The following is a 25237-nucleotide window of genomic DNA, read 5'->3' as shown; positions in this document are numbered from 1 at the left end:
TCACGCGCCCTCGAGGTCGAGGGCGGCGTCGAGCAGGGTCCTGGTGTAGGGATGGCTGGGCTGGTCGAACAGGTCGTCGGCGCTGGCGGTCTCGACCAGCCGACCGTGCTGCATCACCGCCACCCGGTCCGCGATCTGGCGGACCACGCCGAGGTCGTGCGTGATGAACAGGATGGCGAGCCCGCGGGAGGCCCGCAGGCTGACGAGCAGGCGCAGGATCTGGGACTGGACGGAGACGTCGAGGGCGGAGACCGCCTCGTCGCAGACCAGCAGGCGCGGCCGCAGCGCGAGGGCGCGGGCGATGCTGACCCGCTGGCACTGCCCGCCGGACAGCGACGGCGTGCGCCGGGCCGCGATGCCGGCGTCCAGGCCGACGTCGTTCAGCAGGTCCTCGATGGCGGCGTCCCAGGTCCGGTCGGTAGGCGCGACGGACCGGTGGGTACGCCAGGCCTCGGCGATGATGGCGCGGACCGTCATCCGCGGGTTGAGCGAGGCGGCGGGATCCTGGAAGACCATCTGGACGGCGCGGCGGGTCGCCGGAGTGCGGGTGCCGACCGGGCCGACCTGGACGCCGTCGAACCGCACCGTGCCCCGCTGCGCCGCCTGCAGGCCGACGACGCAGCGGGCAACCGTGGTCTTGCCCGAGCCGGACTCGCCGACGACGGCGAGTGTCTCGTCCGGACCTACCGTGAGCGACACGCCGTCGACGGCGTTCGGCTTGAGGCCGCGCCGGCGCTCCCGCCGGGTGCCGAAGTTGACCACGAGGTCGTCGACCTCCAGCAGCGCGGGCTGCCCCGTGGCGGTCACGTCGCCTCCTCGGGAAAGTGGCAGGCGACCTGCCGGCCGGTGGCGAGGTGCCGCAACTGCGGCACCTCGGTGCGGCACCGGTCGCGAGCCTTGGGGCACCGGGGATGGAACGGGCATCCCGGAGGCCGTTCGGCCGGGTTCGCCGGGCTGCCGGGCAGCGGGTCGGCGATGGCCGTCTTGTTGCGCACCGCCGGGACGCTGACCACCAGCGCCCTGGTGTAGGGGTGCGCCGGCCGGTGGAACACCTCGCGGCTGGGGCCGATCTCGCACACCCGGCCGGCGTACATCACGACGACCTCGTCGGCGACGTGCGCCATCACCCGCAGGTCGTGGCTGACCAGCAACATGGCCATGCCCTCCTGCTCGCGGATGCGCTTGAGCAGCCCCAGGATCCGGGCCTGGACGGTGACGTCGAGCGCCGTCGTCGGTTCGTCGGCGAGAATGAGCTGTGGCGAACCGGCGAGTGCGGTCGCCACCATCGCGCGTTGCCGCAGGCCGCCCGAGTACTGGTGCGGGTACTGGGCATGCCGCGTTTCCGGATCGGGCACCCCCACCCGGTCGAGCAGGTCGATCACGGCCCGGCGTACCTGGCTGGCCGGCATGCCGCCGCGGCGGAGGATCTCTCCGACCTGCCGGCCGATCGTCTGCGTCGGGTTCAGCGCGGACTGGGGGTCCTGGAAGATCATGGCGATGCTGTGCCCGCGCAGCCGGCGCCGGGCCTTCTCCGGCATGGCCACCAGGTCCTCGCCGTGCCACCAGATCCGGCCGGAGGCCGTGCCACCGGCCGGAAGCAGGCCGATGATCGCCGAGGCGGTCATCGTCTTGCCGCTGCCCGACTCCCCGATCAGGCCGGTGGTCCGGCCCGCGTCGACGGCGAACGACACGTCGTCCACCACCCGGACCGGACCCGCCGGGCCGGGCAGGTCGATCGACAGATGCTCGATCCGCAGCAGCTCCGCCGGGCCACCGCCGGGGCCGGGCTCGCTCGGTGCCGGGTCGGCGACCGGGGAAGTCGGGAGCGGCTTCACCGTGCGTCGCTGCCGATCCGTACCTTGGCGAAGTCCGGTACGCCGTCCACCGGGAGCGTGAAGTCCTGCAGCGTCTTGCTCCGGGCGTACGGGATCTGGACGAACATCGGGTACATGCCGACGGCGTCGTCCCAAATGATCTTGGATGCCTGCGCGTACAGGTCCTGGCGCTTGGCGGTGTCGCTGGTCGAGCCGGCCTGGGCGAGCAGGTTGTCCAGCTCCGCGTTGCAGTAGCCGGTCCGCTTGGCCGCGCAGGTGTACAGCCGGCCGAGGTTGGTGGCCGCGTCGAAGCCGGCGGTACCGAGTTGCTGGATGTTCAGGTCCCAGTTGAGCGCCAGCAGATCCTGGAGGAAGACCGCGGACTCCTTCTGGGTGGGGTCGACCTTGACGCCGATCTTGGCGAGGTCGCTCGCCACCGCATCGGTGAACTGCTGGAACTGCGGCTGCGAGAACTGGAACCGGATCGTCTGCCCGTAGTCCCAGCCGGCCGCGTCCAGCGCCGCCTTGGCCGCGACGGGGTCGTACTTGACCGGGGTCTGCGGCGCGTAGCCGAGCACGTTGGTGCCGATCACCGAGTTGGCCAGAGCGCCGGTCTCCGGGTACAGCGACTTGATGATCGTCTCGAAGTCGACGGCCTGCCACAGGGCCCGCCGGACGGCCGGGCTGGTCAGTCCCTTCGCCGAGCTGTTCATCCACATCGTCACCACGGCGCCGCCATCCAGCTTCTCCACGGCGAGGTCCGGGTCGCTGCGCAGGGCCGGGATCTGGTCGTCCGGCATGGCCCAGGTGAGTCCGACCTCGCCGGTCTTCAGCGCGGTCATCCGCGCCGCGATCTCCTGGATGCTGCGCAGCTCCAGCCGGTCCAGTTGCGGCTTGCCCGCCCAGTACTTCGGGTTGGCACCGAGGACGAGATTCTGGCCAGGGGCGAACTGCTGGAGGACAAAGGGTCCGCTACCGATCGGCTTCTCCCAACCCGCCTTGTCCTGGTTCGCTGGCGTCACGTAGAACGTGACGAGCTTGCCGAGCAGTGCGGGATCCGGGCCCTTGCCGGTGATGACGACAGTGTCCGTGCCATCGACCCTGGCCTGGTGGTCCTTGAAGTTGACCGCCATCGGGCCGGCGAGGCTCACCACCCGGTTGAACGAGGCGACCACGTCCGAGCCGGTGACCGGGGACCCGTCGGAAAAGGTGACGTTGTCGCGCAGCTTGAAGGTCCACTCGGAGGCGTCCGCGTTGGTCTGCCACGACTCGGCGAGGACGCCCTCGAACTGGCTCTTTCCGACGATACGCACAAGCGGGCTGAAGATGGCCTTGGCAGCGATCTGGGTGCCGTTGTCCATTGCGGACGCGCCGTGCGGGTCGAGGTTCTCGATCGGGAACTGGACGGCGACGGCCAGTTCCTGCGCGACGTCGCCGCCGTTTTCGGACCCGCCGGAGGTGGTGGTACAGCCGACGAGCCCGACGAGTGCCAGGGCCGCGGCGGCGAGGACCTCCGTACGCATCCGTCGCTGTAGCGTCATTGCATCTTCTCCTGGGTTAGGGGGATGCGTTGTCAGCGCCGGGCGCCGAAACGCTGGGTGAGGTGGTCGCCGAGCAGGCCCGTGCTCACCACGAGCCCGGTCAGCGCAAGCCCGGGGAAGGCGGATATCCACCAAGCGGTGTCGAGATAGTCCCTGCCGTTCGCGATGACCTGGCCCCAGGAGACCGCGGAGGGCGGCAGGCCAAGCCCGAGGAAGCTCAGACCGGCCTCGGACAGGACGGCGCCGGCGAACTCCGTGGTCGCCAACGCGGTGACCGGTCCGATCACGAACGGGATGATGTGCCGGACGATCATGATCGGGGTGGGCACCCCGATCAGCCGTGCGGCGTCGATCCACGGCCGTTCCCGCAGCGAGAACGTCAGTCCGCGGGCGAGCCGGGCGAACGCCACCCAGCCCGCGACGGACAGCGCCAGCACCACGACGAGAATGCCCCGGTCGAAGAGTCCGGCGATGACGACGGCGAGCAGGATACCCGGGAAGGCCATCAGGACGTCGATGAGCCGGGAGATCCCGACGTCGGTCCAGCCGGACAGGTAGCCGGCCAGCGTGCCGAACATCATCCCGACGATCACGCAGATGGCCACCACGGAGGACCCGATGACGATCGAGGTACGGGCCCCGTACACCAACTGGCCGAGCATGTCCCGCCCCACGCCGTCGGTGCCCAGCACGGCGACAGTTCCGTCGGCGGTCGTCGAGCCGGGCGCGAGCAGGCGGTCCGACACACTCGTCGCCACCGGGTCGTACGAGATCAGCAGCGGGCCGATCAGGCCGGCGACGAGGTAGCCGGCGAGGACGACGGCGGCGATGGCGGGGACGGCCGGCGGGTAACGCCGGGCCCGCGGCCGGACCCGCGCCAGTACGGCGATCGCACTCATGCCGCGCCTCCCAACCGGATCCTCGGGTCGAGCCGGGCGGCGGCGAGATCCGCCGCGACGTTGAGGCACACCACGATGACCGCGATCACGAGCACCGCTGCCTGCACGATGGAGTAGTCCCGGTTGGCGACCGCGGAGACGAGCAGTGAGCCGAGGCCGGGCCAGGCGAAGACGGTCTCGATGATGACCGCGCCGCCCAGCAGGGTTCCCACGTGCAGCGCCCCGATGGTGACCACCGGCAGCGCCGCGTTGCGCAGGACGTGTCCGGTGACCACCTGGCGGGTGGTGAGCCCCTTGGCGCGGGACCGCTGCACGTACGGCTCGGCCATGGTGTCCGCCACGCTGCTCCTGGTGATCCTGACCAGCAGCGCGGTGAACGGGGCGGCGAGCGTCAGTGCGGGGAGCACGATGTGCGCCGGCGTACCGGTGCCGGCGCTGGGTAGCAACCGGAACTTCAGCGCCAGTACCAGGATCAGCATGATGCCGATCCAGAACGGCGGCATGGAGTACAGCGCCAGGGCGAAGCCCGATATCCCACGGTCGACCCACCGGCCACGGTACGCGCCGGCCAGGGCACCGATCGCCGCGCCGAGCATCGCGATCGCGGTGGCCGTCAGCGTGAGCTCCGCCGTGGCCGGCAGGCGGGACAGCACCAGGCCGAGGGCAGGGCGGCCGAAGCGGTAGGAGTCGCCGAAGTCGAGGGTCGCCAGCTGGGTGAGGTAGTGCCAGTACTGAACCAGCAGCGACTGGTCCAGGCCGAGCCTGCTCCGCATCGCCGCCACCTCGGCGGCCGTGGCGTCCGGACCGAGTAGCACGGTCGCCTGGTCGCCCGGCGCGATCCGCATGATGAAGAAGACGAGGGTGGCGGCGCCGAGGATGATCACGATCGCGGTGCCGACGGTGCGTACCACGTATCTGGTCATCGCGGCGTCACCTGCGCCCGCGGTGCCCGGCTGATCGAGTTGCCCCGCACGTCGGTGCACGGGACGAGCAGTTGGATCGGCCGGTCCTGCACACCGTCGAGCAGTTTGACCAGCAGGTCGACCGCTGCCCGGCCCATCTCGACCCGGGGCAGCTCGAAGGAGGTCCAGATCCGGGTCGCCGTCGGTGCGGGCGCGGAGCCCAGGAAGGCCACCGAGATGTCGTCGGGTATCCGGATTCCCGCCGCCCGGGTGACCTCGGCCAGCGCCACGCCCGTGGCGTTGTCCTCGGACGGCTCCACGAGGACCGCCGTCACGCCGGCTCGGATCCAACCGCTCACCCGCTCGGTGGTGACGTCCTCCGCGCCGGAGGAGAACTCGACGAGCAGGTCGGCGGCGGGCAGGCCGGCCGCCTGGGCGCCAGTGCGGCTGCCCAGCTCGCGGTCCTCGCCCGGCTCGGCACCGTCGGTCTGCCGCAGCAGCAGCAGACGCCGGTGCCCGAGCGCGACAAGCTCCTCCACGAGGCCCCTCGTCGGTGCGACGTAGTCCGGGGCGACGTAGGACAACTCGGCGCCGTCCACCGTGCGCCGACCGATGAAGACGAACGGGAAGTCCTCCCGGACCAGGTTCGCCAGGTCGTCGCGGGAGATGTGCCGGCCCAGCAGGACACATCCGTCCGCCTTCAGCAGCGCGTTGTGCCCCCGGGCGTAGACGCCGTCCCGGGCCGTGTTGGCCGAGGTGAACAGCAACAGGTCGTAGCCGAGGCGGGCCGCCTCCTCCTCCACGCCGAGCAGGAACGGGTAGTAGAAGTCCCGCTGGTCGACCGGGAAGACCGACTCGAACGTGTAGAGCCCGATGGTCTTGACGGTCATGCCACGCAGCGCCCGGGCAGCCGGGTTCACCGCGTATCCCAGGTCCTCGATCGCCTGGCGTACCCGCTGGCGGGTCTGCTCCGAGACCGGCACACCGTCGGTCCCGTTCAGCACGAGCGAGACCGTGGCCTGGGAGACGCCGGCCCGGCGGGCAATCTCGACCTGGGTGGGCCGTCTCGGCCCCACACGTTTCCGCATCTCGACCCATCTGACTAATACGTAACGAACTTCGGTCACAGTAGGGGCCCTGCGGCACCTCCGCAAGGGGCCAGGATCACGGAATGGTGACATCGGCGCTGCCGGCGCGTTACAGAAGGACCACTCGCCGCCTCTTGTGGTGCCCGGACGATCTTCTGTACGCTGCCGCCTCAATACGTATCAGTTGATCGCGCCGGTGCTGTCCCGGAACGCACGACGACCGGGCGCTCCGCCCGACCCACTCCACTGAGGGGGCCAATCGCATGAGCACCGTCAACCGCCGTCACCTTTTGCGCTCAGCCGGCATCGCGGGTATCGCCACGGCCACCGTCGGCGCGGTCACCGCTCCCGCCCACGCAGCGCCGGTCAACCTGGCCGGCGCGACGACTCCGCAGGACTTCGGCGCGGTCGCGGACGGGGTGGCCGACGACACCGATGCCATCCAGCGGGCCATCGACGCGCAGCTCCAGCGGGCGACCAAAATCGTCTACTTCCCGCCGGGCACGTACCGGATCACCCGGACCCTGGTCATCCCGGACATGGAGGGGGCGGGAGGCCCGCACTTCAACCGTCTCGTCCTGGCCGGCGCCGGCACGATGGGCTCGCGGACCTCGATCATCGACGTCGACTTCGACGGGACCGGCATCCTGCTGCGGGCACCGCTGGCGGCCGTTCGCGGCCTCTGCTTCGTCGTTGCGGCGAGCCTGAAGAACTCACAGGCCATCCACATCGCCCGGGATCCCGGGGCCGAACGGGCGAACACCGACGACATGGACGCCACGATCACCGAGTGCACCTTCGTGGAGTTCTACACCGCCGTCAAGCACGTCGGGCGCGGACTCGTCTTCACCAACAACCTGGTCGCGGTCGGTGACTTCGGGCTGGACATCTCGTGGCCCACCGCCGGTGTCTCCGGCAGCGGCGTACACCTGCTGCCCTACGGGATGCGCAAGTGGCTCATCGAGGGAAACCACTTCCACAGCATGGGCACGGCCATCGTCACGTCGGGTGCGGACGCCCACAACTTCCGCGGCGCCGTCATCTCGAACAACGTTCTCGACATCGGCCGGCGGCTGTTCTCCGGCGGGATCGTCAACTCGACGTTCGCCGGCAACGTCGTCGAGAACGGGTCCGGCGGATCAGTCGTCGCCATCACGTCCGGCGGCACGAACCTCACCTTCACCGGCAACATCTTCGGCGGCGGTGAGCCCACCGGCGGAGGCCGCCCGTCGCACGCGATCGAGTTCCGCCCCGAGGCGGCCGCGCGGAAGGTCACGATCACCGGCAACAGCTTCAACTGGGTCCTCCGCTCGCCGGTCTACTTCGCCTCGTCGGCGTCCGAGATCACGGTTGCCTCGAACTCGTTCGACAACTGGAATCTCGACCGGGACGAACGGTGGGGTGCTGTCCGGATCAACGGAGACGCGGCAAGCGTGACGGTGACCGGCAACGTGTTCGGCGACAACCCGGTGGCCAGCACGGCTCCGGTGCGGGTCGTCGGCACCGTCTCCGGATCCACGGTCGCCGGCAACACGTTCGGCAACACCGCCGGTGTCCTGTACGCCGGCACGGTCGGCGCCGACAACTACGTCGAGCGGCGCAGCGCCGGAGCCAACCAACACCAGCTCACCGCCGCCGTCAACGGCTCCGTCATCGTCCGGTCCACCACCACCGCCGCACCCAACGTCGGCTCGGACGCCTACGGCAGTTTCGTCGTGGAGGGCAGCAACGCCAGCGCCGGCGTCAAGGGCGGGCTGCGGGTGGTCCCGGTCAACCAGTCCGGCTCGGCCGCCACCGAGTTGCTGTGCGCGACCAACTCCAGCAACGAGGTGGTCTCGATGACCTCCAACGTCAACGGCCTGGTCCCGCCCGCCGACAAGGTGCGGGATCTGGGCAGCGCCGATCGGCGGATGCGGTCCGTCTACACCCATCAGGTGGTGCTCGCCGAGCACGCGCCGGACTCCCTGCCGGACCCGGCGGACAACGTCGGCGGGCTCGTCATGGTCCGCGACCCGAAAACCGGCAAGCGCGCCCTCGCGCTCTCCGACGGCCAGTCCTGGCGCAACGTCGTCCTCGGCTCGGCTGTCTGACGGCCGACCGATCGAAATGGACAGTCGCGGGCTGAACGTCCTTGTGCTGCACAGCCACGACCTCGGTCGCTTTCTCGGCTGTTACGGTGTGCCCACGGTCGACTCGCCGAACCTGGATCGTCTGGCCGCCTCGGGCGTCCGCTTCAGCCGGGCGTTCAGCACCGCCCCCCAGTGCAGCCCGTCACGGGCGTCACTGTTCACCGGCCGCTTCCCCCAGCAGAACGGAGTACTCGGCCTGACCCACGCCCAGTTCGGTTGGGACCTTCGGCCGGGCGAACGCCACCTGGCGGACAGGCTGGCCGAACTCGGCTATCTCACATCGCTCATCGGTGTCCACCACGAGTCCCGGGTCCGACCCGACGAGGAGGTTGCCCAGCGGCTCGGCTTCGACGAGGTGCTGACGGGAGGTCAGGGAGAAGTCGTGGCAGACCGGGCGATCGACCGGCTGGTCCGGTTCGCCGACCTCGGCCGGCCGTTCTACCTCCAGGTCGGGTTCCGTGAACCGCACCGGCTGCCGGGCCGCCGCGACCCTGCCGGAGTCATGGGATTCGTCGGCGACCACATGTCGCCGTACGCCGAGCGAGGAGTTGCGGTACCCGACTATCTGGTCGACGACGCGAGCGCCCGAGAGGAGATCGCGGAACTGCAGGGCGCGGTGCGGTACATGGACGCCTGCGTGGGCCGGGTTCTGAGCAAGCTCGACGATCTGGGGCTGGCCGAGAGCACCATCGTGGTCTTCGTCACCGACCACGGCCTCGCGCTGCCACGGGCGAAATGTACTCTCTACGACCCAGGACTGGAGATAGCGCTACTGGCCCGGGCACCGGCGCTCGGCTGGCAGGGCGGCCGGATCGTGACCGACCTGGTCTCCGGGATCGACCTGGTGCCGACACTGCTCGACGCGCTCGGACGACACATCCCGGCCGACGTGGCAGGCCTCAGCCAGGCGCCGGCCATGATGGGGACGGCCGGCCGACATCACCAGGCGGTCTTCGGCCAGCTCACCTACCACGACTATTACGATCCGCGCCGCTGCGTGCGAACCGGTTCGCGAAAGCTCATCGTGAACTTCAGCTCCGCACCGTCGATCATGGACGCCAGCCAGTCGTGGCGCCGGCGGTGTACGCCGCGGGTCGGGCTGAGTGGCCCGGCAGCCAGCCATCCCGTTGCGGAGCTGTACGACCTCGACGCCGACCCAGACGAAACGTCCAACGTGATCGACGATCCGCGCCATGCCGACGACCGGGCAGCACTGATGTCCCGCTTGCGCCAGTGGCTGATCGAGGTCGACGATCCGCTGCTCGTGGGCGCGGTGCGGTCGCCCTCGCATGACGAGGCGATCAGTGGGCTCGGGCCCGGAAGGGAACGTCCGTGACACAACCACCACCCGCCACCACTCCTCTGCCGCGCCGCGGAAATCGGCGGCGATCGGGCGTCGCCTACGGGACAGCGGGCAGGGGAGGACGCACCCTGACTCTGGACCTCCACGCCGGCGATCCTGCACAGCAACGGCCGGGGGTCGTCTTCATCCACGGCGGCGGGTGGAATTCGGGTAGCCCCGGTCTGCTTGCCCGACTCGCCGACGAGCTCGCCGCCGACGGTTATGTAACCGCCACGATCCACTATCGCCTGTCCGGGGAGGCCCGGTGGCCGGCAGCCCTCGAAGACGCGAAGTGCGCTGTGCGTTGGATGCGCGGCCACGCCGCCGAAATCGGCCTCGACCCCCGGCAGATCGCGGTAGCCGGCGGATCGGCCGGCGGGCAGCTGGCGGCCATGGTCGCCCTGACCCCTGGGCGCTTCGAGGGATCCGGCGGCTGGGCGGAGGTCTCCAGCCAGGTTCAGGCGGCGGTGCTCTACAACCCTGTCGTCGACCTGCGCAGCGAAGCACTCGGGCGGCCGCCGCTCCCGGAGCGGGTCCGGGCGTTCCTCGGCGATGACAGCGACCAGGTGACGGCCGCCCAGGCATCCCCCATCACCCACGTCACCCCGACCTGCCCGCCGATCCTCACCCGCGTCGGTGACCAGGACGAGGCCACGCCGCCGGCCGCGGCTGAGGCATTCCACGCCGCGCTCGACGCTGCCGGCGTACCCAACCGGCTCGAAATCGTCGTGGGAAAAGGGCACGCACTCCCGGTACACGACCACGCCGGCTGTCTGAGCGCGACGGCCCGCTTCCTCGGCGAGCACTTCACGTCGGTGATCGGCTCGCCGGCGCCCACCGCGGCAAGCCCCACCACGTAGAGAGGAAGATGCATGTTCGCCTCGAAGAAGGAGTCGCCGAGTCGCGTCGGACGGCGCGCGTTTCTCGGTGGAGTCGGCGTGGCGGCCGTCGGCGCGCAGCTCGCGACCTCTCGGCCGGCGGCCGCGGTCGCGACACCGCCGACCCACGGACCGGTGACCATCTGGGGAACGTCGCCGGACGCGCTGCCCTACCCGATTGCCGACCAGACCGTCCGGGTCACCGTGCGGGCGACCATCGGCGCCCGCAGGCTACGGGTCCGGCTGAGTAACGCCTTCGGCACCGCGCCGCTCCCCGTCGGCTCGGCCTATCTCGGCCGCCGATCGGCCGGCGCGGCCCTGGTGTCAGGCACGAACAAGGCGCTCACCTTCGGCGGCTCGACGGCGATCACCGTACCGCCGGGCGCCGAGGTGATCAGCGACCCGGTGCCGCTCCTCATCGGGCCGGGCGACGACCTGGCGATCAGCGTCTACACGCCCGGCCGGTTCGAGCAGGTCACCGGGCACCTACGCCCCAAGGACTTCTCCTTTCTGTCCCCGCCGGGCGACGCCGCTGCGGACGAGTCCGGGACGGCGTTCCGCACGCCGGTGGAGCACTGGTTCTGGGTGGATGCGGTCATCGGCGAGGGTGAGCCGTCCGCCGGTACGATCGTCGCGCTCGGCGACTCGATCACGGACAGCGGCAGCCTGCCCCGGGGCGGCTACCAGGGGTGGTGCGACTTCCTCGCCGAACGCATCGCCGCCACCCTGCCCCCACCCCGCAGGCCGGCGATCCTCAACGCGGGCATCTCGGGCAACCGGCTCATCACCGAGCGACCCGGTGCCGGCGTCACCGCCCAGGCCCGGCTGGACCGCGACGTCCTTTCCCATGCGGGCGTGCGCACCGTGATCGTGTTGGAAGGCATCAACGACATCTACGGCTCGGCCGCCACCTCTGCGGACCTGATCGCCGCGCACCGGCAGATCGCGTACCGTGCGGCGGCCCGCGGCCTGCGGGTCATCGCCGGCACCGTTCTGCCGTCTCACCGGGGCGCGTACACCGAACAACGGGAGCGGGTCCGCACCGAGTTGAACGCCTACCTCCGCAGCGGCGCCGACCACGATGGGGTGATCGACTTCGACGCCGCGCTACGCGACCCGGAAGACCCGACATCGTTGTTGCCCGAGTACGACAGCGGCGACCGCACCCACCCCAGCCCGGCCGGATACCGCGCCATGGCCGACGCCGTCGAGCTGCGCCTGCTCGGTTAGCTCGAGCTTCAACCGGCGCGGCGTGTCCTCGGGGTATGCGAGGTCTTCGTTTTCACACCGCGATTGTTCGGTCTGTTGGTGGTAGCGGCGGTGTGCCGATTCATCCATTGCTCCATGCACCGATCTGTGTGGGAGGCATTGTGTTCCGACTCCGGGTTCGCGCGGTTGCCGTGCTGGCGGTTCCGCTGCTGGTGGCGTCGCTGGTGCCGCAGCCGGCGCCGGCGGCTGATCGCGGGCTGGTCGTGGCCGATATGACGGTGGAATATGCACACAATCCGTTGGGGATTGACGAACCTCATCCCCTGCTGAGCTGGGTACTGGAGTCATCGCAGCGGGCACAGGTACAGACGGGCTACCGTGTTCAGGTGGCGTCCACGTCCGACCGGTTGACCGGCGGCCGACCGGACGTGTGGGACTCCGGCTGGGTGGCGTCGTCCCAGTCGGTCAACGTCGCGTACGCGGGCCCGAGTCTGCGTGCCGGTACCCGGTACTTCTGGCGGGTGCGGGTCGCTGACGGTGACGGCGACGTTCGGGCATGGAGCGCCCCGGCCTGGTGGGAGATGGGGCTGCTCGACGAGTCCGACTGGAAGGCCGAGTGGATCGGCATGCCGGAGGGACCGGACAACCTGGCCGGAGCCTGGTGGATCTGGAACCCGGAGGGCGATCCGGCAACCTCCGTACCCGCCGGCTCTCGCTACTTCCGTCGGACACTCGATCTGCCGGCCCAACCCGTCGAGCGAGCCGTGATGGTCGTCGCGGCGGATGACGCGTTCGTGTTGTATGTCAACGGGGCGGAGGCCGCGCGTTCTCACTCGCGTGTCTTCGGCGGTCGGATGGCCATTGAGGTCGACCTCGCCGACATGCTGGTGGCCGGGCCCAACACGCTGGCGGTTTCGGCCCGCAACCGGTATGTCGGCCCGGCGGGCCTGGTCGGCAAGCTCATGGTCGAGCTGGCCGGCGGCGAGCGTGTCGAGGTCATGACGGACTCGTCCTGGCGCGCGACGCGGCAGGCCCAGTCGGGCTGGAACCAGCCCGGTTTCGACGACACCGGCTGGTCCGACGCGCTCGGGGTTGCGGCCTACGGGAAGGGGCCGTGGCTGAACCAGGTACGGCTTCGCCCTACCCATCCGCCGGCGCCCTTGCTCCGGAAGGAGTTCGGTGTCACCAAGCCGGTCAAACAAGCTCGGCTCTATGCAAGCGGGCTCGGATATGGTGAGTACTACCTCAACGGCGCACGGATAGCCGCGGCCACGAGGAGCGAGGAACGCAGCGGTGACCGAGTCCTCGACCCGGCTTTCACCGACTACAACCAACGGGTGCTGTACTCGACCTACGACGTCACCGGGAAAATCAAGCGGGGCACCAACGCGATCGGCGCCGAGCTGGGTCGAGGTCACTTCGGATTCGTCAGCCCGGCTGGCGGTGCGGATTTCGTCGACGATACCAAGCTGCTACTGCAGTTGGAGATTGAATACACCGACGGTAGTACGCAGACCGTGGCCTCGGACCGGACCTGGCGGGTGACCGAGGGGCCGACGGTTTACGACAACATCGCCACCGGCGAGACATACGACGCCCGGCGGGCGCTGCCGGGTTGGGCTACGCCCGGCTACGACGCCACCGGCTGGTCCAGCGCTGCGGTCCTCTCGCCCCCGGCGCAGGAGATTCGGGCGCAGTCGATGCCTCCGATCACCGCGACCGACATCGAGCCGGTGCGCATCACGGAGCCGAAGCCGGGCGTATATGTGTTTGACATGGGCCGGACCACGGCTGGTTGGGCCAGACTGTCGGTTTCCGGTCCGGCCGGCAGCGAGGTCAGGATGCTGTACGGCGAGGAGTTGAACGACGACGGAACGGTGCGGAACCTCGGTCACCACGACCCGGAGCGTAGCGACGCGCCCGGACAGCTCGACATCTATCTCCTCAACGGCAAGGGCAGGGAGGTCTGGGAGCCTGGATTCAGCTACACCGGTTTCCAGTACGTCCAGGTCGAGGGCCTGCCCGAGCGGCCCAGCACCAGCACCATCACGGGTCGGCAGGTACACAACGCGGTCGACTCGGTTGGCCGCTTCACGTCGTCCAACCGGCTGTACGGTCGCATCCACGATGCGATGCGGGCCACCATCCTCAACAACCTGCAGAGCATCCCGACCGACAGCCCGACCTTCGAGCGGCGCGGCTGGTCCGGCGACGCGCACGTCGCGCTGCCGACGATGCTCTACAACTTCGACATGGCCGCCTTCTTCAAGAAGTGGCTGGACGACTTCGAGGACAACCAGGTGGATACCGCGCAGAACGGGAGGGTGACAGTCGTCGCGCCATGGCCGAACGACTTCCGTTCGGGGAGTATCTCCGCGGCCTGGACCGGTGTTCTTCCGGCACTCACCTGGGCTCTCTACGTCAGTTACGGTGACCGCACCGTGCTCACCGAGCACTACGGGTTGCTGACCAGGTACATGGATTTCATGCAGACGCAGCTCGACGACGGAATCATGAGCGTCGAGCAGTACGGCGACCACTCGTCACCCTTCGGGGCGAACCCCCAGGAAGACCGGCGCCTGGTCGGCACGGCCTACTTCTACAAGTCGGCCCGCGAAATGGCGCAGATCGCCACTGTGCTCGGCCGAGCCGCCGACGCCGCGCGCTACACCGCCCTGGCCGACCATGTGCGGGACCGGTTCAACGCCGTCTACTACGACCAGAACGGCGGCTACTACGACACCTTTGAGGGGTTCGAGTACAAGCAGACCTCCAATGCCGTGCCGCTCGCCTTCGACATGGTCCCGGAGGCGCACAGGGCGTCGGTGGTGCAAAGCCTGGTCGACGACATCAAGGCTCGCGGTTGGCACCTCAACGCCGGAATCCTGGGCACCAGCGTGCTGCTGCCGGTGCTGTCCGCGTACGGTCACCACGACGTTGCGCATCGGCTCGCCAGCCAGACCACCTACCCCAGTTGGGGCTACTGGATCGAGAACGGAGCGACCACGATCCCGTCACGCTGGGCCATTCTTCCGGGATCCAACAACCACTACATGCTGGGTACGGTCGACCAGTGGTTCTACAGTGACCTCGCGGGCATCACGCCGTCCCCGTCCGGGCCCGGCTACGAGAAGTTCGTGGTTCGACCGCGCATCGGTGCACTCGGGCACGCCACCGCGACGCACGAGTCCATCCGCGGCCGGATCGCGGTCGGGTGGGAGCGCGACGACGACGAGTTGACGCTCGACGTCACCGTACCGGTCAACTCCTCCGCGACGGTCTACGTGCCGACCAGCGACAGTGACAGTGTCACCGAAGGCCGTCGGCCAGCCGATCGGGCCGAAGGCGTCAGGTACGTCGAGACGCAAGGCGGGTACGCGGTCTACGAGGTGGGCTCGGGCACCTACCATTTCGGCGCGAAACTGTAGACCCCGCGGGACCGGGCTGGGAGCGGGTGCGCACCGGACTCGACGCGTACCTCCGTGGCTGCGTCGACCACCACGGAGTCATCGACCTCGACGCCGCGCTACGGGACCCGCGGGACCCGTCATCGCTGCTCCCCGGGTACGACAGCGGCGAACACACCCACCCCGGCCCGGCCGGGCCACCGTGCAATGGCCGACGCCGTCGACCTGCGCCTGCTCCGGTAGCCCGGCCAGCGGCAGCCCACACCAGGTTGTCCGGTCGGGTACGACTGCCCTCTGTTTATTGCCCGACTAACGCACCTTGTCGTAGATCTCGAGTTCGTGGACGCGCGCCACGTCGATCTCGTCCGTGGACCGCTCGGTGACCACCAGGCGAACCTGGTCGGTGGGGCCGGAATCGATCGGGATGTCGACCACCGGAAGGGTGTTGCCGGTGAAGGCGCCGACCTGCGCCCAGGTGCCGTCAGCGCTGCGGGTCTGGACGACTCCGGCGACGATCCGGAGGGAGGGGGTCCCTCCGCCGGTGTAGAGCCGGACCAGCCTCGGCGAGGTCGGCGCGGCGAGGTGGACGGTGATCGACGGCTGCGCGTCGTCGAGGGCAGAGAGCCAGCGGCTGGCGTTCGAGGTGGCGTTGCCGTCCACCGCCAGGTCGCCGGTGTACCGCGGCTGGTATATCGAGCTGACGTCGACCGGCCGGTTCAGCGCGAGGTTCGGGCCGTCCGGAACGTACACCTCGGGCACCTCCCACTCGGTGCTCGGCGAGTATCCGACGGTCCCGTCCGGCAGACGGGTGGCGACGCGCACCTGCACCACGGTCGGCCTCTCAAGGGTCGACAGGTCCAGGGTCTGTGTGAAGGCATACCCGGTTTCGTTGGCGGTGTCGGTCCAGGTCTGCGCGCCGGCGACCCGCCACTGCGCCCAGCTCTCGACCGTGGCGAGGTACGACCAGAAGACCAGCGGCGTCAAGGGTTCGCCATCGACCGTGACGCCGCGCAACTCCGGTCCCAGCGGGTCGTCGGAGAGGCTCACGTCGACAGCGAGGACGGCGACGCCGTTCGGAGGCAGTGAGAGCGACCACTCGGCGTCGCCGGTCCTGACAGCCTTTCCGGTGACGGCCCGCCACCCCGTCCAGCTGGCGCGGCGGCCCGGTTCGACGCCGCGTGGGTTGAGCGTCACGGTCGCCGAGGTGGCCCGGCCGAGTTGGTTGAGCGCCACCATGTACAACCGGGTGCCGTCGGTGGACCGTGCGGTGATGACGTCCACATTTGGGTCGTCGACGGTGAGCAGGGTCCGTGGCATCCACAGGTCCACCGGCTGTCCGTACAGCCGGCCGGCGGCGAAGCCGTACGGCCGGTGGGATCCCACCTTGGCGGTGCAGAGTCCGGGCGGGAAGCTGACCTTGCCGCCGGTGCGGAGGTGGGCTTCGGCGAGCAGGTAGTCCAGCACCCACCCGATGTGCCACCAACCGTGCCACGGGTAGACGTTGTCGCCGCCGTTGCCGGCCGACCAGTAGTACGACGGTATGCCACTGCCGACACCGACGAAGGCGTCACGGCCGCGGGCCGCGGCCCGGGCCAGGTCCAGGAAGTGCACGTCGCCGGTGAGCTGGAAGAACCGCACGAATGCACCGGCGTGGCTGGCCAGCAGGATGGGCCCGCCCCATCTCGCGCTGCCGGTGTAGCCGGACCGCTCGTAGCTGAGGCCGACCTGGCTCGTCTGCCAGTCCGCCACCTCGACACCGTGGAAGGTCTTCGTGGCCGTGGTGGCGGTGGGATGGTCGAAGATGTGCAGCGTGTAGAAGCGGGCGCACTCGATCGCCGCATCCCGATAGAACTGGACGCCGGTCAGCTCGTGCAGTTCGAGCAGGGCCTGCGCGGCGAAGATGACGGAGAAGTCGCGGGTCAGCCGGGCGTCGTCGCACACGCCGACGAAGTCACCGGTGGTGACCGCGTGCTCGATGAACCAGTCGGCCCCGCGCCGGGCCGCGGCCAGGTACCGGGCGTCGCCGAGAACCCGGTACGCGGCGACGAAGCCGTACCAGGTGGCACGCAGGTCGGGCAACTCCGGGTACTGCCGGACGTCCGGCTTCTCCCGCTGGTAACCGATGTCGAAGCTGCCGTCGTCGTGCTGCCAGCTCAACAGCCTTTCGGCGCCGAGCCGGATCCGATCCCGGATCTCGGTGTCCGACGGGTCGAACAGGGCGATGTTCCCCATGTCGGCGAGCGTGTAGAAGGTGGTGAAGATCGGCGAGACGTAGTCCGGGGTGGGGTTGTTGGTCCAGACGAGCTCGCTGACCCAGCCACCGTTCATGAAGTACTCGCCGAGCGCGGCGCCGTGGAACGGCCCCTCGGTGGTCTGCTGTTGGGCCAGCTTGAAGTTCCGGGCCACCGGCAGCCGGTCATGGCGGATGATCGGGTCGCCGGTGAGCTTGTCCATCATCCACATGGCGCCGACGTCGGAGAGCTTGCCGCTCTCCGCGCCGAGGGTCAGCCCGGCGTGCTCCCAGGTGTGCCACTGGGAGCGTGGTGACACGATGAAGTCGTGCATCCGGTTGATCCGATGCGACAGCGAGTCGGTCGCGCGTGCCAGGGCCAGATAGTCGCCCAGCCGGTACACGTCCCGGGTGGCATGCTTGGCCACCTCGTACCAGCTCTCGTCGCTGAGCACGTACCGGAACGTCGCCGTGACCGATTCGCCGGCGGCGAGCTGCGAGCCTGCCTGCCCGAGCACCGGGTAGACGCTCGTCGGGCTGAGTTCGCCGGTGAGCGCCCGCAGCGACATGGCGACCTGCCAGGTGCTCTGCGTGGAGGCGTTGCCGGCCCACGGGTCGCGGGCCAGCGACGGGTCGGCGATGACCGCGAGCGCGACGTCCTGGGTGCGGCTGCGCAGGATGGCGGTGAGGCTGGTCGTCGTGGCCTCCGTGGTCACCAGCGGTACCGTCGGCACGCCCACCTGGTACTGGTAGGTCAACGTGTCGTCGGTCGCCGAGGTCGCCGACGACCAGTAGCCGGGGATGACGCCCCAGCCGAGGTCTTCGTCGGCAAGGGTGGCGAGCGTCGGGCTCGGGATGGAATACCAGCCGGCGCTGTTCGGCGTCCAGGTGAGCGTCACCACGACGTCGGTCGCGGTGGCGGGGTCGAGCCGCCACACCGCCCGCATGGTGCCGGTGGGCTGCATCGCGACGAAGGTGACCGTCTGCCCCCGCCGGCTCGCCCGCTGCGGAAGGAACGACGTGCGGGTTCCGGCGGCCACCCGCCGCACACTGTCGGCGTCCGGGGCCGAACCGGCCGACCAGATGCCGTACCGGCCGGACGGTGTGCGGACGTTCCGCCAGCCGTTGTGCCGCTTGCTCCGCAGCCAGGTCAATGCCCAACCGTCGGGGGTGTGCTGCCATCTCAGGCTGATCGCGTGGTTCTGCAGGACGAGGGCGTCAACGTCGCCGCCGCCGTCGGGGTTGGCTGCGGCGGCACCGGATGCCACCAGGGCGGGCACGGCGGCACCGGCGCTTCCGGCCGCGGCGTACCGGAGCAGGGCGCGGCGGGCGAGTCCCGCTTCGGGCCGGATCATGGGAACCTCCGAGTACGGTCGAGCAGGTACCTGCGAGGGCCGACGGTCTACCTGCGGGGGAGTTGGCTCGACGGTGCGGACGCGGCGGGCGTCAACGACGGGGCGGGACCTGCGTCAGGCGGATGTGGTCCAGGCCGAGTCCTGTCCCGCCGCCGGCCCCGGGTCCGTCGACCGCGAGTCGCAGCCGGTAGGTGCCCGGTCGGGCGATGGTGAAGCGTCCGCAGGAGAACTCGCGGAAGGCGGTGCCGACGTCGATGGCCGGCGTGAAGGTCTCCCCCGGTCCGACGCCGACGATCGAGGCGCGGAAGACGCCCGCCGCGGCGTCCTGCCGGCACCGGGCCGTCACGGCATAGACACCGGGCAGCGGTACCGGCACGGACAGCTCAAGGTAGCCGCCGGGGGCCGCCGCGACGTAGTCGAGCAGGCGGTATCCCGACGCGTTCAGATCGCCGACGACGCTGGCGGCACCACCATGGACCCGCCGCCACGCGGTCTCGGCCGGCTGGCGGAACTCCCGGATCCGGGGACCCCGCCGCAGCGAGTCCTCGCCACCGGTGAGCCAGGTCAGGTCGAAGCGCGCGAGCGCGACGTGGTCGACGACGTTACTGGCGGAGACGTCCTTGCCGTACAGCACCAGGATCGTCCCGTCGGCGAGCCGCGCGATGTCCGAGTAGCTCGACCGTCCGGCGTAGACGGTCCTGCTGTAGGGGTAGCTGCATCCCTCGTCGTAGCTGAGACTCACGGTCAGGTTTTCCCGCACTGCGGTGCTGTCCGGCCGGCTGAACAGCGTCCGGGAAACGGCACGGCTGCCCGGACCACCGGTGTAGCGGGCGAGGCTCGCGTCCACCGCGGTGAAGTGGGCCACCGACGAGTCGAACACCAGCGGCGACCACGACTCGCCCCGGTCGACGCTGACCGCGGTGATCCGGGGGTGGACGCCGCCGCTGGAGTACCGGCCGTTGAGGACGATCGACCCGTCGGGTCGCTGCACCAGGCGTGACTCGTTGACCGGGTATATCGGTGACACCGGGACCACGCCGCCGGCCCGCCAGGTGGCGCCGTGGTCGTCGCTGATGATCACGCCGACCCCGTACCGCCGCTGGTCGGCCGGGAACGCCACGCTACGCCGGTGCCACACCTGCTGCACGAGCCGGCCGTCGGCGAGCTGGATCCCGTGGCCCGGCCCGGGAAGATGGAACGTCCATTCGTGCTCGTCACCGTCGAAAAGACCGGTCACCTCGCGGCGGTCGGACCAGCTTCGACCGTCATCGTCGGTGGACCGGAAGAACACCCGGCTCGCCGCGTTGTGCTCGTTGAGCGCATAGAAGACGAAGACCCGGCCGGTCCGCCGGTCGACGAGCGGCGTCGGGTTCGCCCAACTCGCCTCCCCCTCGCTGGTCTCGATCGCGATCGTGTCGCCCCAGGTGGCCCCGCCGTCCATGCTGCGTCGGCACACCACGTGGTGTGCGCCGTCATCAGCGCGGGTCAGGCGCGCCTCGCTGAAAGCCAGCACGGTGTCCTGAGTGGTCACCGCCAGGCCGTAGACGAAGTGCGTCACCACGCCGTCCTCGCCACTGGCCCAGACCGTCGACTCGGCGAAGAACCCGTCGCGTGCCGGTGGCGTGGAGCCGGAGCCGAGGGCGGGACGCGCGCCGAGCAGCGCCGCGCCCGCTGCGGCCGCACCGGCGGCCAGGACGGTTCGTCGTGGTACGTCGTGCCGGTTGATGGGCAGGACCATGCGAATGTCTCCTTGGTCGGATGCTCCGGGCATTGCGCGACCCCGATGAGGTTTTCCGGACGTTACCGCCGTCCCGATCATGACACCAGGTGCTAATGGGTATTAGCATTTCCGGCTCGTTTCCTGCCGCTGACCGTGAAATGACTAGCACCAGCTCCCTTGACACTGCCGCGACCCACAGGCGAAGCTTGCGATCACCGCAGTCGGGCGCATTAGCAAGGGGCAGGGATGACCCGCGGACCGGCGAGGCGACCGACCCAGGCCGACGTCGCCCGCCTTGCCGACGTCAGCCAGGCGACGGTCTCGCTCGTGCTGAACGAGCGCGACGCGGGCGTGCGGATAAGCCCGGCGACCCGCGAGCGGGTGCTGAGCGTCATCCGCGAGTTGGGCTACGTCGCCAATGCCTCCGCAAGGTCGCTCGCCGGTGGCCGCAACAGGATCATCGGCGTCTACACCTTCGAACCGGTCTTCCCCACCACCAGCGTCGACTTCTACTTCCCGTTCCTGCTCGGCATGGAGCAGGAGGCCGCCGAGCTCGGGTACGACCTCCTGCTGTTCACCGGCGTTGCCGGCGGCCGGCAGATCTTCCGGGACGGGTCGACGCGGCTGGCCCTGGCCGACGGTGCGCTGCTCCTCGGCCGCTACCCGAATGTCGAGGAGATCGAGCAGCTCCGCGACTCCGGATACCCGTTCGTCTACGTGGGACACCGCGAGGTCAGCGGTGCGCCGATCCCCTATGTCGCCGCCGACTATGCCGGAGCGACACAGCGGCTGACCGAGCGACTGTTCGAGGTGGGACACGAGCGGGTCGTGTACGCGCGGATCGGCAACGGTGACGCCCAACCGAGCCGCGACCGGGAGAAGGGATTCCGACGCGCGGTGCCGGCCGGGGACCTGCGGCGGCCCGTCGGCCCGGTATGGACGCTCGAGTCGCCGGACGAGGTAACGGGGTTGCTCGCGGAGATCCGCCGGGCCGGCGTCACCGCGGTCGTCGCGGAGCAGCACGTCCTCGCCCAGGAGCTGCTGGCCTGCGGTGAGCGGCAGGGCATGGCAGTTCCGGGCGACCTGAGCATCGTCGTTCTCGGTGACTCCACGGGTGCCCGCGGTGACGACACGCCGTGGACCGGGCTGGTGGTGCCCCGCGAGCAGATGGGCCGACAGGCGACCCGGCTGCTGGTTCGGCTACTGAAGCCGGAGGAGGAGGCAGCCCGCTGCGAGAGCGTCGAATGCCCGCTCGTGCCGGGCGCCACCGTCGCGCCGCCGCCCAGACCGTCGCGACAGCGGCGACCCCGCCGACAGCCACGGCAGACCGGAGTGTCGACCACCTGACGCCGGCTCTTCGGACGGCGACCGCACCCACGGCTCGGGACCGCCCCGCAGGCACCGGGTCCTCGACGAGCCGGCGCAGGCGGCCGGGTTGCCGCAGCGGGCCTGGTCGACGCGCAACCAGCGTCCCCGCCACCGCGCCCACATCGGGAGGTCGTGGGGAACTCACCGCCGATCGGGAGGATCGGATGTCGACGGGGCGCCGGAGGGCCTGGACGCCAGGGCGACGGTCGCTGGGGCGCGCCCGCAGCCGAGTCCGTCCGGTGATACGAGCCGGCCCACCGGGCCGTACCACCGGACGGTTCCCGCCGATCGATCAGTAGCGCATCGGCTGCCCGTCGGGCCGGAGCGACGAGCTGAACCTGGGCTCGGGTACCGGGTCCTTCCTCGGCTGGTCGGGGCTGCGCCGGGCGCCCGGCGCCGCTGGCTTGGTCGTGCAGTAGAGCCATGCGGCGAAGAACTCGTCGAGAGACTTTCCGGAGATCCGCTCGGCGAGCGCGACGAACTCCTCGGTGTTGACCGTGCCACCCGCCCGGGAAGCCGTCCAGGTACGCAGGATGTCGAAGAAGGCGGCGTCGCCGATGGTGACCCGCAGCGCCTGTACCGTCATCGCCCCGCGGCTGTAGACGACCGGGGAGAGCATCTCCGCCGGACCGGGATCGCCGATCTTCAGTTGCCAGATCGGTGAGTCGGCGGGAAACTCCCGGTAGTAGTAGTCGAAGGTTTCCTGGGGCGTCGAGCCGCCGTCGTGCTCCGCCCAGAGCCACTCGGCGTAGGTCGCGAACCCCTCGTTGAGCCAGATGTCCCGCCACTGCCGGACCGTCAGGGCGTCGCCGAACCACTGGTGGGCCAGTTCGTGGACCACGACGCTGTCGGCCTGGCTCTGGTACGCGAAGAAGTCGGGTGAGTAGACGGGCCGGGTCTGGGTCTCCAGCGCGAAGCCGAGTGGCGCCTTGTCGACGATGGCGCCCGCCGTGCGGAACGGGTACGGGCCGAACGCGGCGGCGAGGAACTCGATGACCTCGGGCTGGCGGCCGAGTGCCCGGTCGATGACACTTCCTGCCGACGGCACTTCGTCGACCGTGGTGGTGGTCCAGGTGTTCGGGTTGGCGGGGCTGCCCGCCGGAGCGGCCGGCGTGGTCCAACCGTCCAGGACATCCCCGTCCGCCTCGAAGGAGGTGTTGCCGGCCCCGGTGGAGACGGTGAGGTCGTCCAGGTACACACCGGTGCGCTCGGTCGTGTCATCGACCGGGCCCGGCGCCTTGGTGACGTAGGAGAGCGAGACCTCCACCCGCTTGCCGGCGTACGCGACCAGGTCGACGGTCCACCTGCCGTACTCGTTGCCGTAGTTGAACGAACTCTGCCCGAACCACCTGCCGGTGGTGCCGGACGGCACGCACGTGCCGTCGGGCCCGACGCTCAGGTAGTGGGCGAGGAAGGGATGCGTGCCGGGGATGCTGTCGCACAACGACCCGGGGTAGTCCCTGGCGTAGCCGTCGGCGTCCGGCAGGGTGGTCCAGTCGTCCGACCCGACGGTGTGCGCCTCGACGAAGAAGAAGCCCGGGTCCGGCGTGTCCAGGCTGGCCCAGAAGCTGAGCTGCGCGCCGTCGGCGGGGACGTCGATGGTCCGGGAGAGCCGCTTGTAGCCGGGCGCGCCGCTCCGGGAGTAGAGCAGCCGGTCACCGGTGCGCGGCCGGACGACCGGCCCGGTCAGCTCGCTGTCGACCGCGTCCCAGTACCGGACCCCGGCCCGTTCGTACGCACGTAGGTCGAAGCTGCCCACCGTGGCGGTGGCCAGGTAGGAGGCCATCGGCTGCCGGGCGTCCCAGCTCCACGTGGTCCGGCCGTCCCGGCTGGAGCGGCCGGTCAGGACACCGTTCGAGACCGCCGTCAGGCCGTCCGGCACGGTGATCCGGATGGTGTACGACGCCTTGTCGCTCGGATGGTCGTTGACCGGGAACCAGGTGGCGGCGACGTGCGGTTGGCCGGCCACGACCATGCCGTCCGTGGTGTGGACGAAGCCGGAGGTACCGATCGCCGGGTCGTCGATCGTCTGCGGTACGCCGTCGTAACGCACCATGGTGCTGAAGGTGGCGTTCCGGGCGATGCCGCGTGCCGGGGTGACCGTCAGTTCGCCCCCGTCCCGGCTCCACCTGACCGAGCGCCCGTCGACCGTGACCGAACGGACGGTCAACCCGTCGAGGTCGAGGTTGAAGGCGGAGAGGTTCTGCGTGGCGACCGAGGTGATCGTCGCAACGCCGGTCAGCACGTCGGTGGCGGGGCTGTAGCCGATCTCCAGCCGGTAGTGCTGGACGTCGTAGCCCCCGTTGCCGTCGAGGGGGAGGTAGGGGTCGCCCGCGCCCGCCGCGCCGGGGCTGAAGCCGCCCTGGGCGGTGGCCATCGCACCGGCCGGACTCGAGGCCAGGACGACGGCGAGTGCGGTCGAGATGACGAGTGTGGCTCTGCGCAACATGTGTTCTCCGCGGGGAGCTGGGACGACTCTTCCTCGGCGGCCGAGACGGACCTCGGTCCGGTGCGCCTCCTGTCGACTCCGTAGTCCAGCGCGACCACCGACGCGCTCACGATACGGAGCGGAGCGCTCTGGCCCGCTGTCTACTGCCGACACATTCCGGCCCTAGACGTTGTCGGGACCGCTGCCCGCTGTCTCGGTCGACCGGATGCGGTCCGGTCAGATCGCCCTCGGTCTCGCCCGCACCCCGACGGGAATCCCGCCCGCCGCCGCACGGTGCGGCCACAACCGGACGAGGTACCGTTCCAGCCCCGCAAGGCTCCCCCAGGCCGTCATCGTGCCCTCGACGGAGGCGTACAGGGTCTCCTCCCGGACGCGGCGCGCCGCTTCGCGCATCTCGGCCCGCCCGGTGTGCCCGAGGCGCACGCCGTAGCTGCCCGGTCCCGCCCCGGCATCGATGTCCCGCATGACCGCCGGTACGGCATTGTCGGCCGCGTCCACCAGGATCCGTCCGCTCGGAAGGTCGAGGGTGGTGTGCGGCTCCCAGCGCCACGGCGGTTGGTCGGCTGGCGCCGCACCGAGGATCTCGATGCGCAGGCGCGGCCGGCTGAGCTGGTCGGCACAGCGGACCAGCAGGACACCCCCGGCGGCACCGTAGCCGCGCCCGGCACGGCTGCCGGGAATGCGCGCGGCGTCGGCGGCACCTTGTTGCGCGACAGCGGTGTCGGCGCTGACGTCCCGCACCAGGAACACCCCGTCCGCGGTGGGGATCACGCACTCGACGGTCACCGGCATCGGCTGCTCCTGTTCCACCCTTCCGGGGGTGGGGGGGGGGGGGCGCGCGCCCCCCCCCCCCCCCCCCCCCCCCGGCGGGGGGGGGGGGCCCCCCCCCCGCGCGGGGCGTTTGGC

The 25237-nt window shown here is 70.3% G+C and carries 16 protein-coding genes; 6 read left to right on the top strand and 10 right to left on the bottom strand.

Going from position 1 to position 25237, the window contains the following annotated elements:
- The 6 genes from R6Y94_RS11330 to R6Y94_RS11305 are packed head-to-tail and all read right to left on the bottom strand — an operon-like array spanning position 1 to position 6244.
- Positions 1–807, bottom strand: a complete 807-nt coding sequence (locus R6Y94_RS11330) for an ABC transporter ATP-binding protein (RefSeq protein ID WP_318395780.1) — start codon at positions 805–807, stop codon at positions 1–3.
- On the bottom strand, positions 804–1835 hold the full coding sequence (locus tag R6Y94_RS11325; protein WP_318395779.1) for an ABC transporter ATP-binding protein: 1032 nt from the start codon (positions 1833–1835) through the stop codon (positions 804–806). The genes R6Y94_RS11330 and R6Y94_RS11325 overlap by 4 nt, the downstream gene beginning before the upstream one ends.
- Positions 1832–3355 (bottom strand): ABC transporter substrate-binding protein, encoded by a 1524-nt coding sequence (locus tag R6Y94_RS11320; RefSeq protein WP_318395778.1) that lies wholly within the window; start codon positions 3353–3355, stop codon positions 1832–1834. Before R6Y94_RS11320 ends, R6Y94_RS11325 begins: the two co-directional genes overlap by 4 nt.
- 32 nt (positions 3356–3387) lie before the next feature.
- A complete protein-coding gene (locus R6Y94_RS11315; RefSeq protein ID WP_318395777.1) occupies positions 3388–4254 on the bottom strand; it encodes an ABC transporter permease in 867 nt (288 codons plus the stop codon).
- Positions 4251–5177, bottom strand: coding sequence for an ABC transporter permease (locus R6Y94_RS11310; RefSeq protein WP_318395776.1), 927 nt, complete (start codon positions 5175–5177; stop codon positions 4251–4253). Before R6Y94_RS11310 ends, R6Y94_RS11315 begins: the two co-directional genes overlap by 4 nt.
- Positions 5174–6244: a LacI family DNA-binding transcriptional regulator gene (locus R6Y94_RS11305; protein WP_318395775.1), complete on the bottom strand. Its 1071-nt coding sequence runs from the start codon at positions 6242–6244 to the stop codon at positions 5174–5176. Before R6Y94_RS11305 ends, R6Y94_RS11310 begins: the two co-directional genes overlap by 4 nt.
- Before the next feature lie 263 nt (positions 6245–6507).
- Between R6Y94_RS11305 and R6Y94_RS11300 the strand changes: the two genes are divergently transcribed.
- The 5 genes from R6Y94_RS11300 to R6Y94_RS11280 all read left to right on the top strand — a co-directional run bounded on the left by R6Y94_RS11300 (position 6508) and on the right by R6Y94_RS11280 (position 15230).
- Positions 6508–8334: a glycosyl hydrolase family 28-related protein gene (locus R6Y94_RS11300; RefSeq protein ID WP_318395774.1), complete on the top strand. Its 1827-nt coding sequence runs from the start codon at positions 6508–6510 to the stop codon at positions 8332–8334.
- 16 nt (positions 8335–8350) lie between these two features.
- Positions 8351–9709 carry a sulfatase gene (locus R6Y94_RS11295; protein ID WP_318395773.1) on the top strand — a complete coding sequence of 453 codons (1359 nt, stop codon included), beginning with the start codon at positions 8351–8353 and terminating at the stop codon, positions 9707–9709.
- Positions 9706–10575, top strand: a complete 870-nt coding sequence (locus tag R6Y94_RS11290) for an alpha/beta hydrolase (protein ID WP_318395772.1) — start codon at positions 9706–9708, stop codon at positions 10573–10575. Before R6Y94_RS11295 ends, R6Y94_RS11290 begins: the two co-directional genes overlap by 4 nt.
- 12 nt (positions 10576–10587) lie before the next feature.
- On the top strand, positions 10588–11823 hold the full coding sequence (locus tag R6Y94_RS11285; protein WP_318395771.1) for an SGNH/GDSL hydrolase family protein: 1236 nt from the start codon (positions 10588–10590) through the stop codon (positions 11821–11823).
- Positions 11824–12188: 365 nt separating this feature from the next.
- The gene (locus tag R6Y94_RS11280; protein WP_318395770.1) at positions 12189–15230 is read left to right on the top strand and encodes a family 78 glycoside hydrolase catalytic domain; all 3042 of its coding nucleotides are present in this window, start codon (positions 12189–12191) and stop codon (positions 15228–15230) included.
- 288 nt (positions 15231–15518) lie between these two features.
- Here R6Y94_RS11280 and R6Y94_RS11275 read toward each other — a convergent pair whose 3' ends face one another.
- Complete coding sequence (locus tag R6Y94_RS11275) at positions 15519–18794, bottom strand: hypothetical protein (RefSeq protein WP_318395769.1); 3276 nt, start codon at positions 18792–18794, stop codon at positions 15519–15521.
- Between the two features lie 91 nt (positions 18795–18885).
- Positions 18886–20532 carry a sialidase family protein gene (locus R6Y94_RS11270; RefSeq protein ID WP_318395768.1) on the bottom strand — a complete coding sequence of 549 codons (1647 nt, stop codon included), beginning with the start codon at positions 20530–20532 and terminating at the stop codon, positions 18886–18888.
- A 228-nt stretch (positions 20533–20760) separates the two neighbouring features.
- Between R6Y94_RS11270 and R6Y94_RS11265 the strand changes: the two genes are divergently transcribed.
- Positions 20761–21861: a LacI family DNA-binding transcriptional regulator gene (locus R6Y94_RS11265; protein ID WP_318395767.1), complete on the top strand. Its 1101-nt coding sequence runs from the start codon at positions 20761–20763 to the stop codon at positions 21859–21861.
- A gap of 313 nt (positions 21862–22174) precedes the next feature.
- Here R6Y94_RS11265 and R6Y94_RS11260 read toward each other — a convergent pair whose 3' ends face one another.
- Together R6Y94_RS11260 and R6Y94_RS11255 are read right to left on the bottom strand one after the other, a co-directional pair.
- Positions 22175–24331 carry a M1 family aminopeptidase gene (locus tag R6Y94_RS11260; protein ID WP_318395766.1) on the bottom strand — a complete coding sequence of 719 codons (2157 nt, stop codon included), beginning with the start codon at positions 24329–24331 and terminating at the stop codon, positions 22175–22177.
- A 216-nt stretch (positions 24332–24547) separates the two neighbouring features.
- Positions 24548–25123 carry a hypothetical protein gene (locus R6Y94_RS11255; protein WP_318395765.1) on the bottom strand — a complete coding sequence of 192 codons (576 nt, stop codon included), beginning with the start codon at positions 25121–25123 and terminating at the stop codon, positions 24548–24550.
- Between the last annotated feature and the right edge of the window lie 114 nt (positions 25124–25237).

The sequence above is a fragment of the Plantactinospora sp. KLBMP9567 genome, from assembly GCF_033446045.1.
Lineage (GTDB): Bacteria > Actinomycetota > Actinomycetes > Mycobacteriales > Micromonosporaceae > Plantactinospora.
The sequence above is the reverse complement of the archived record's forward strand: the minus strand, read 5'-3'. Positions and strand labels throughout refer to the sequence as shown.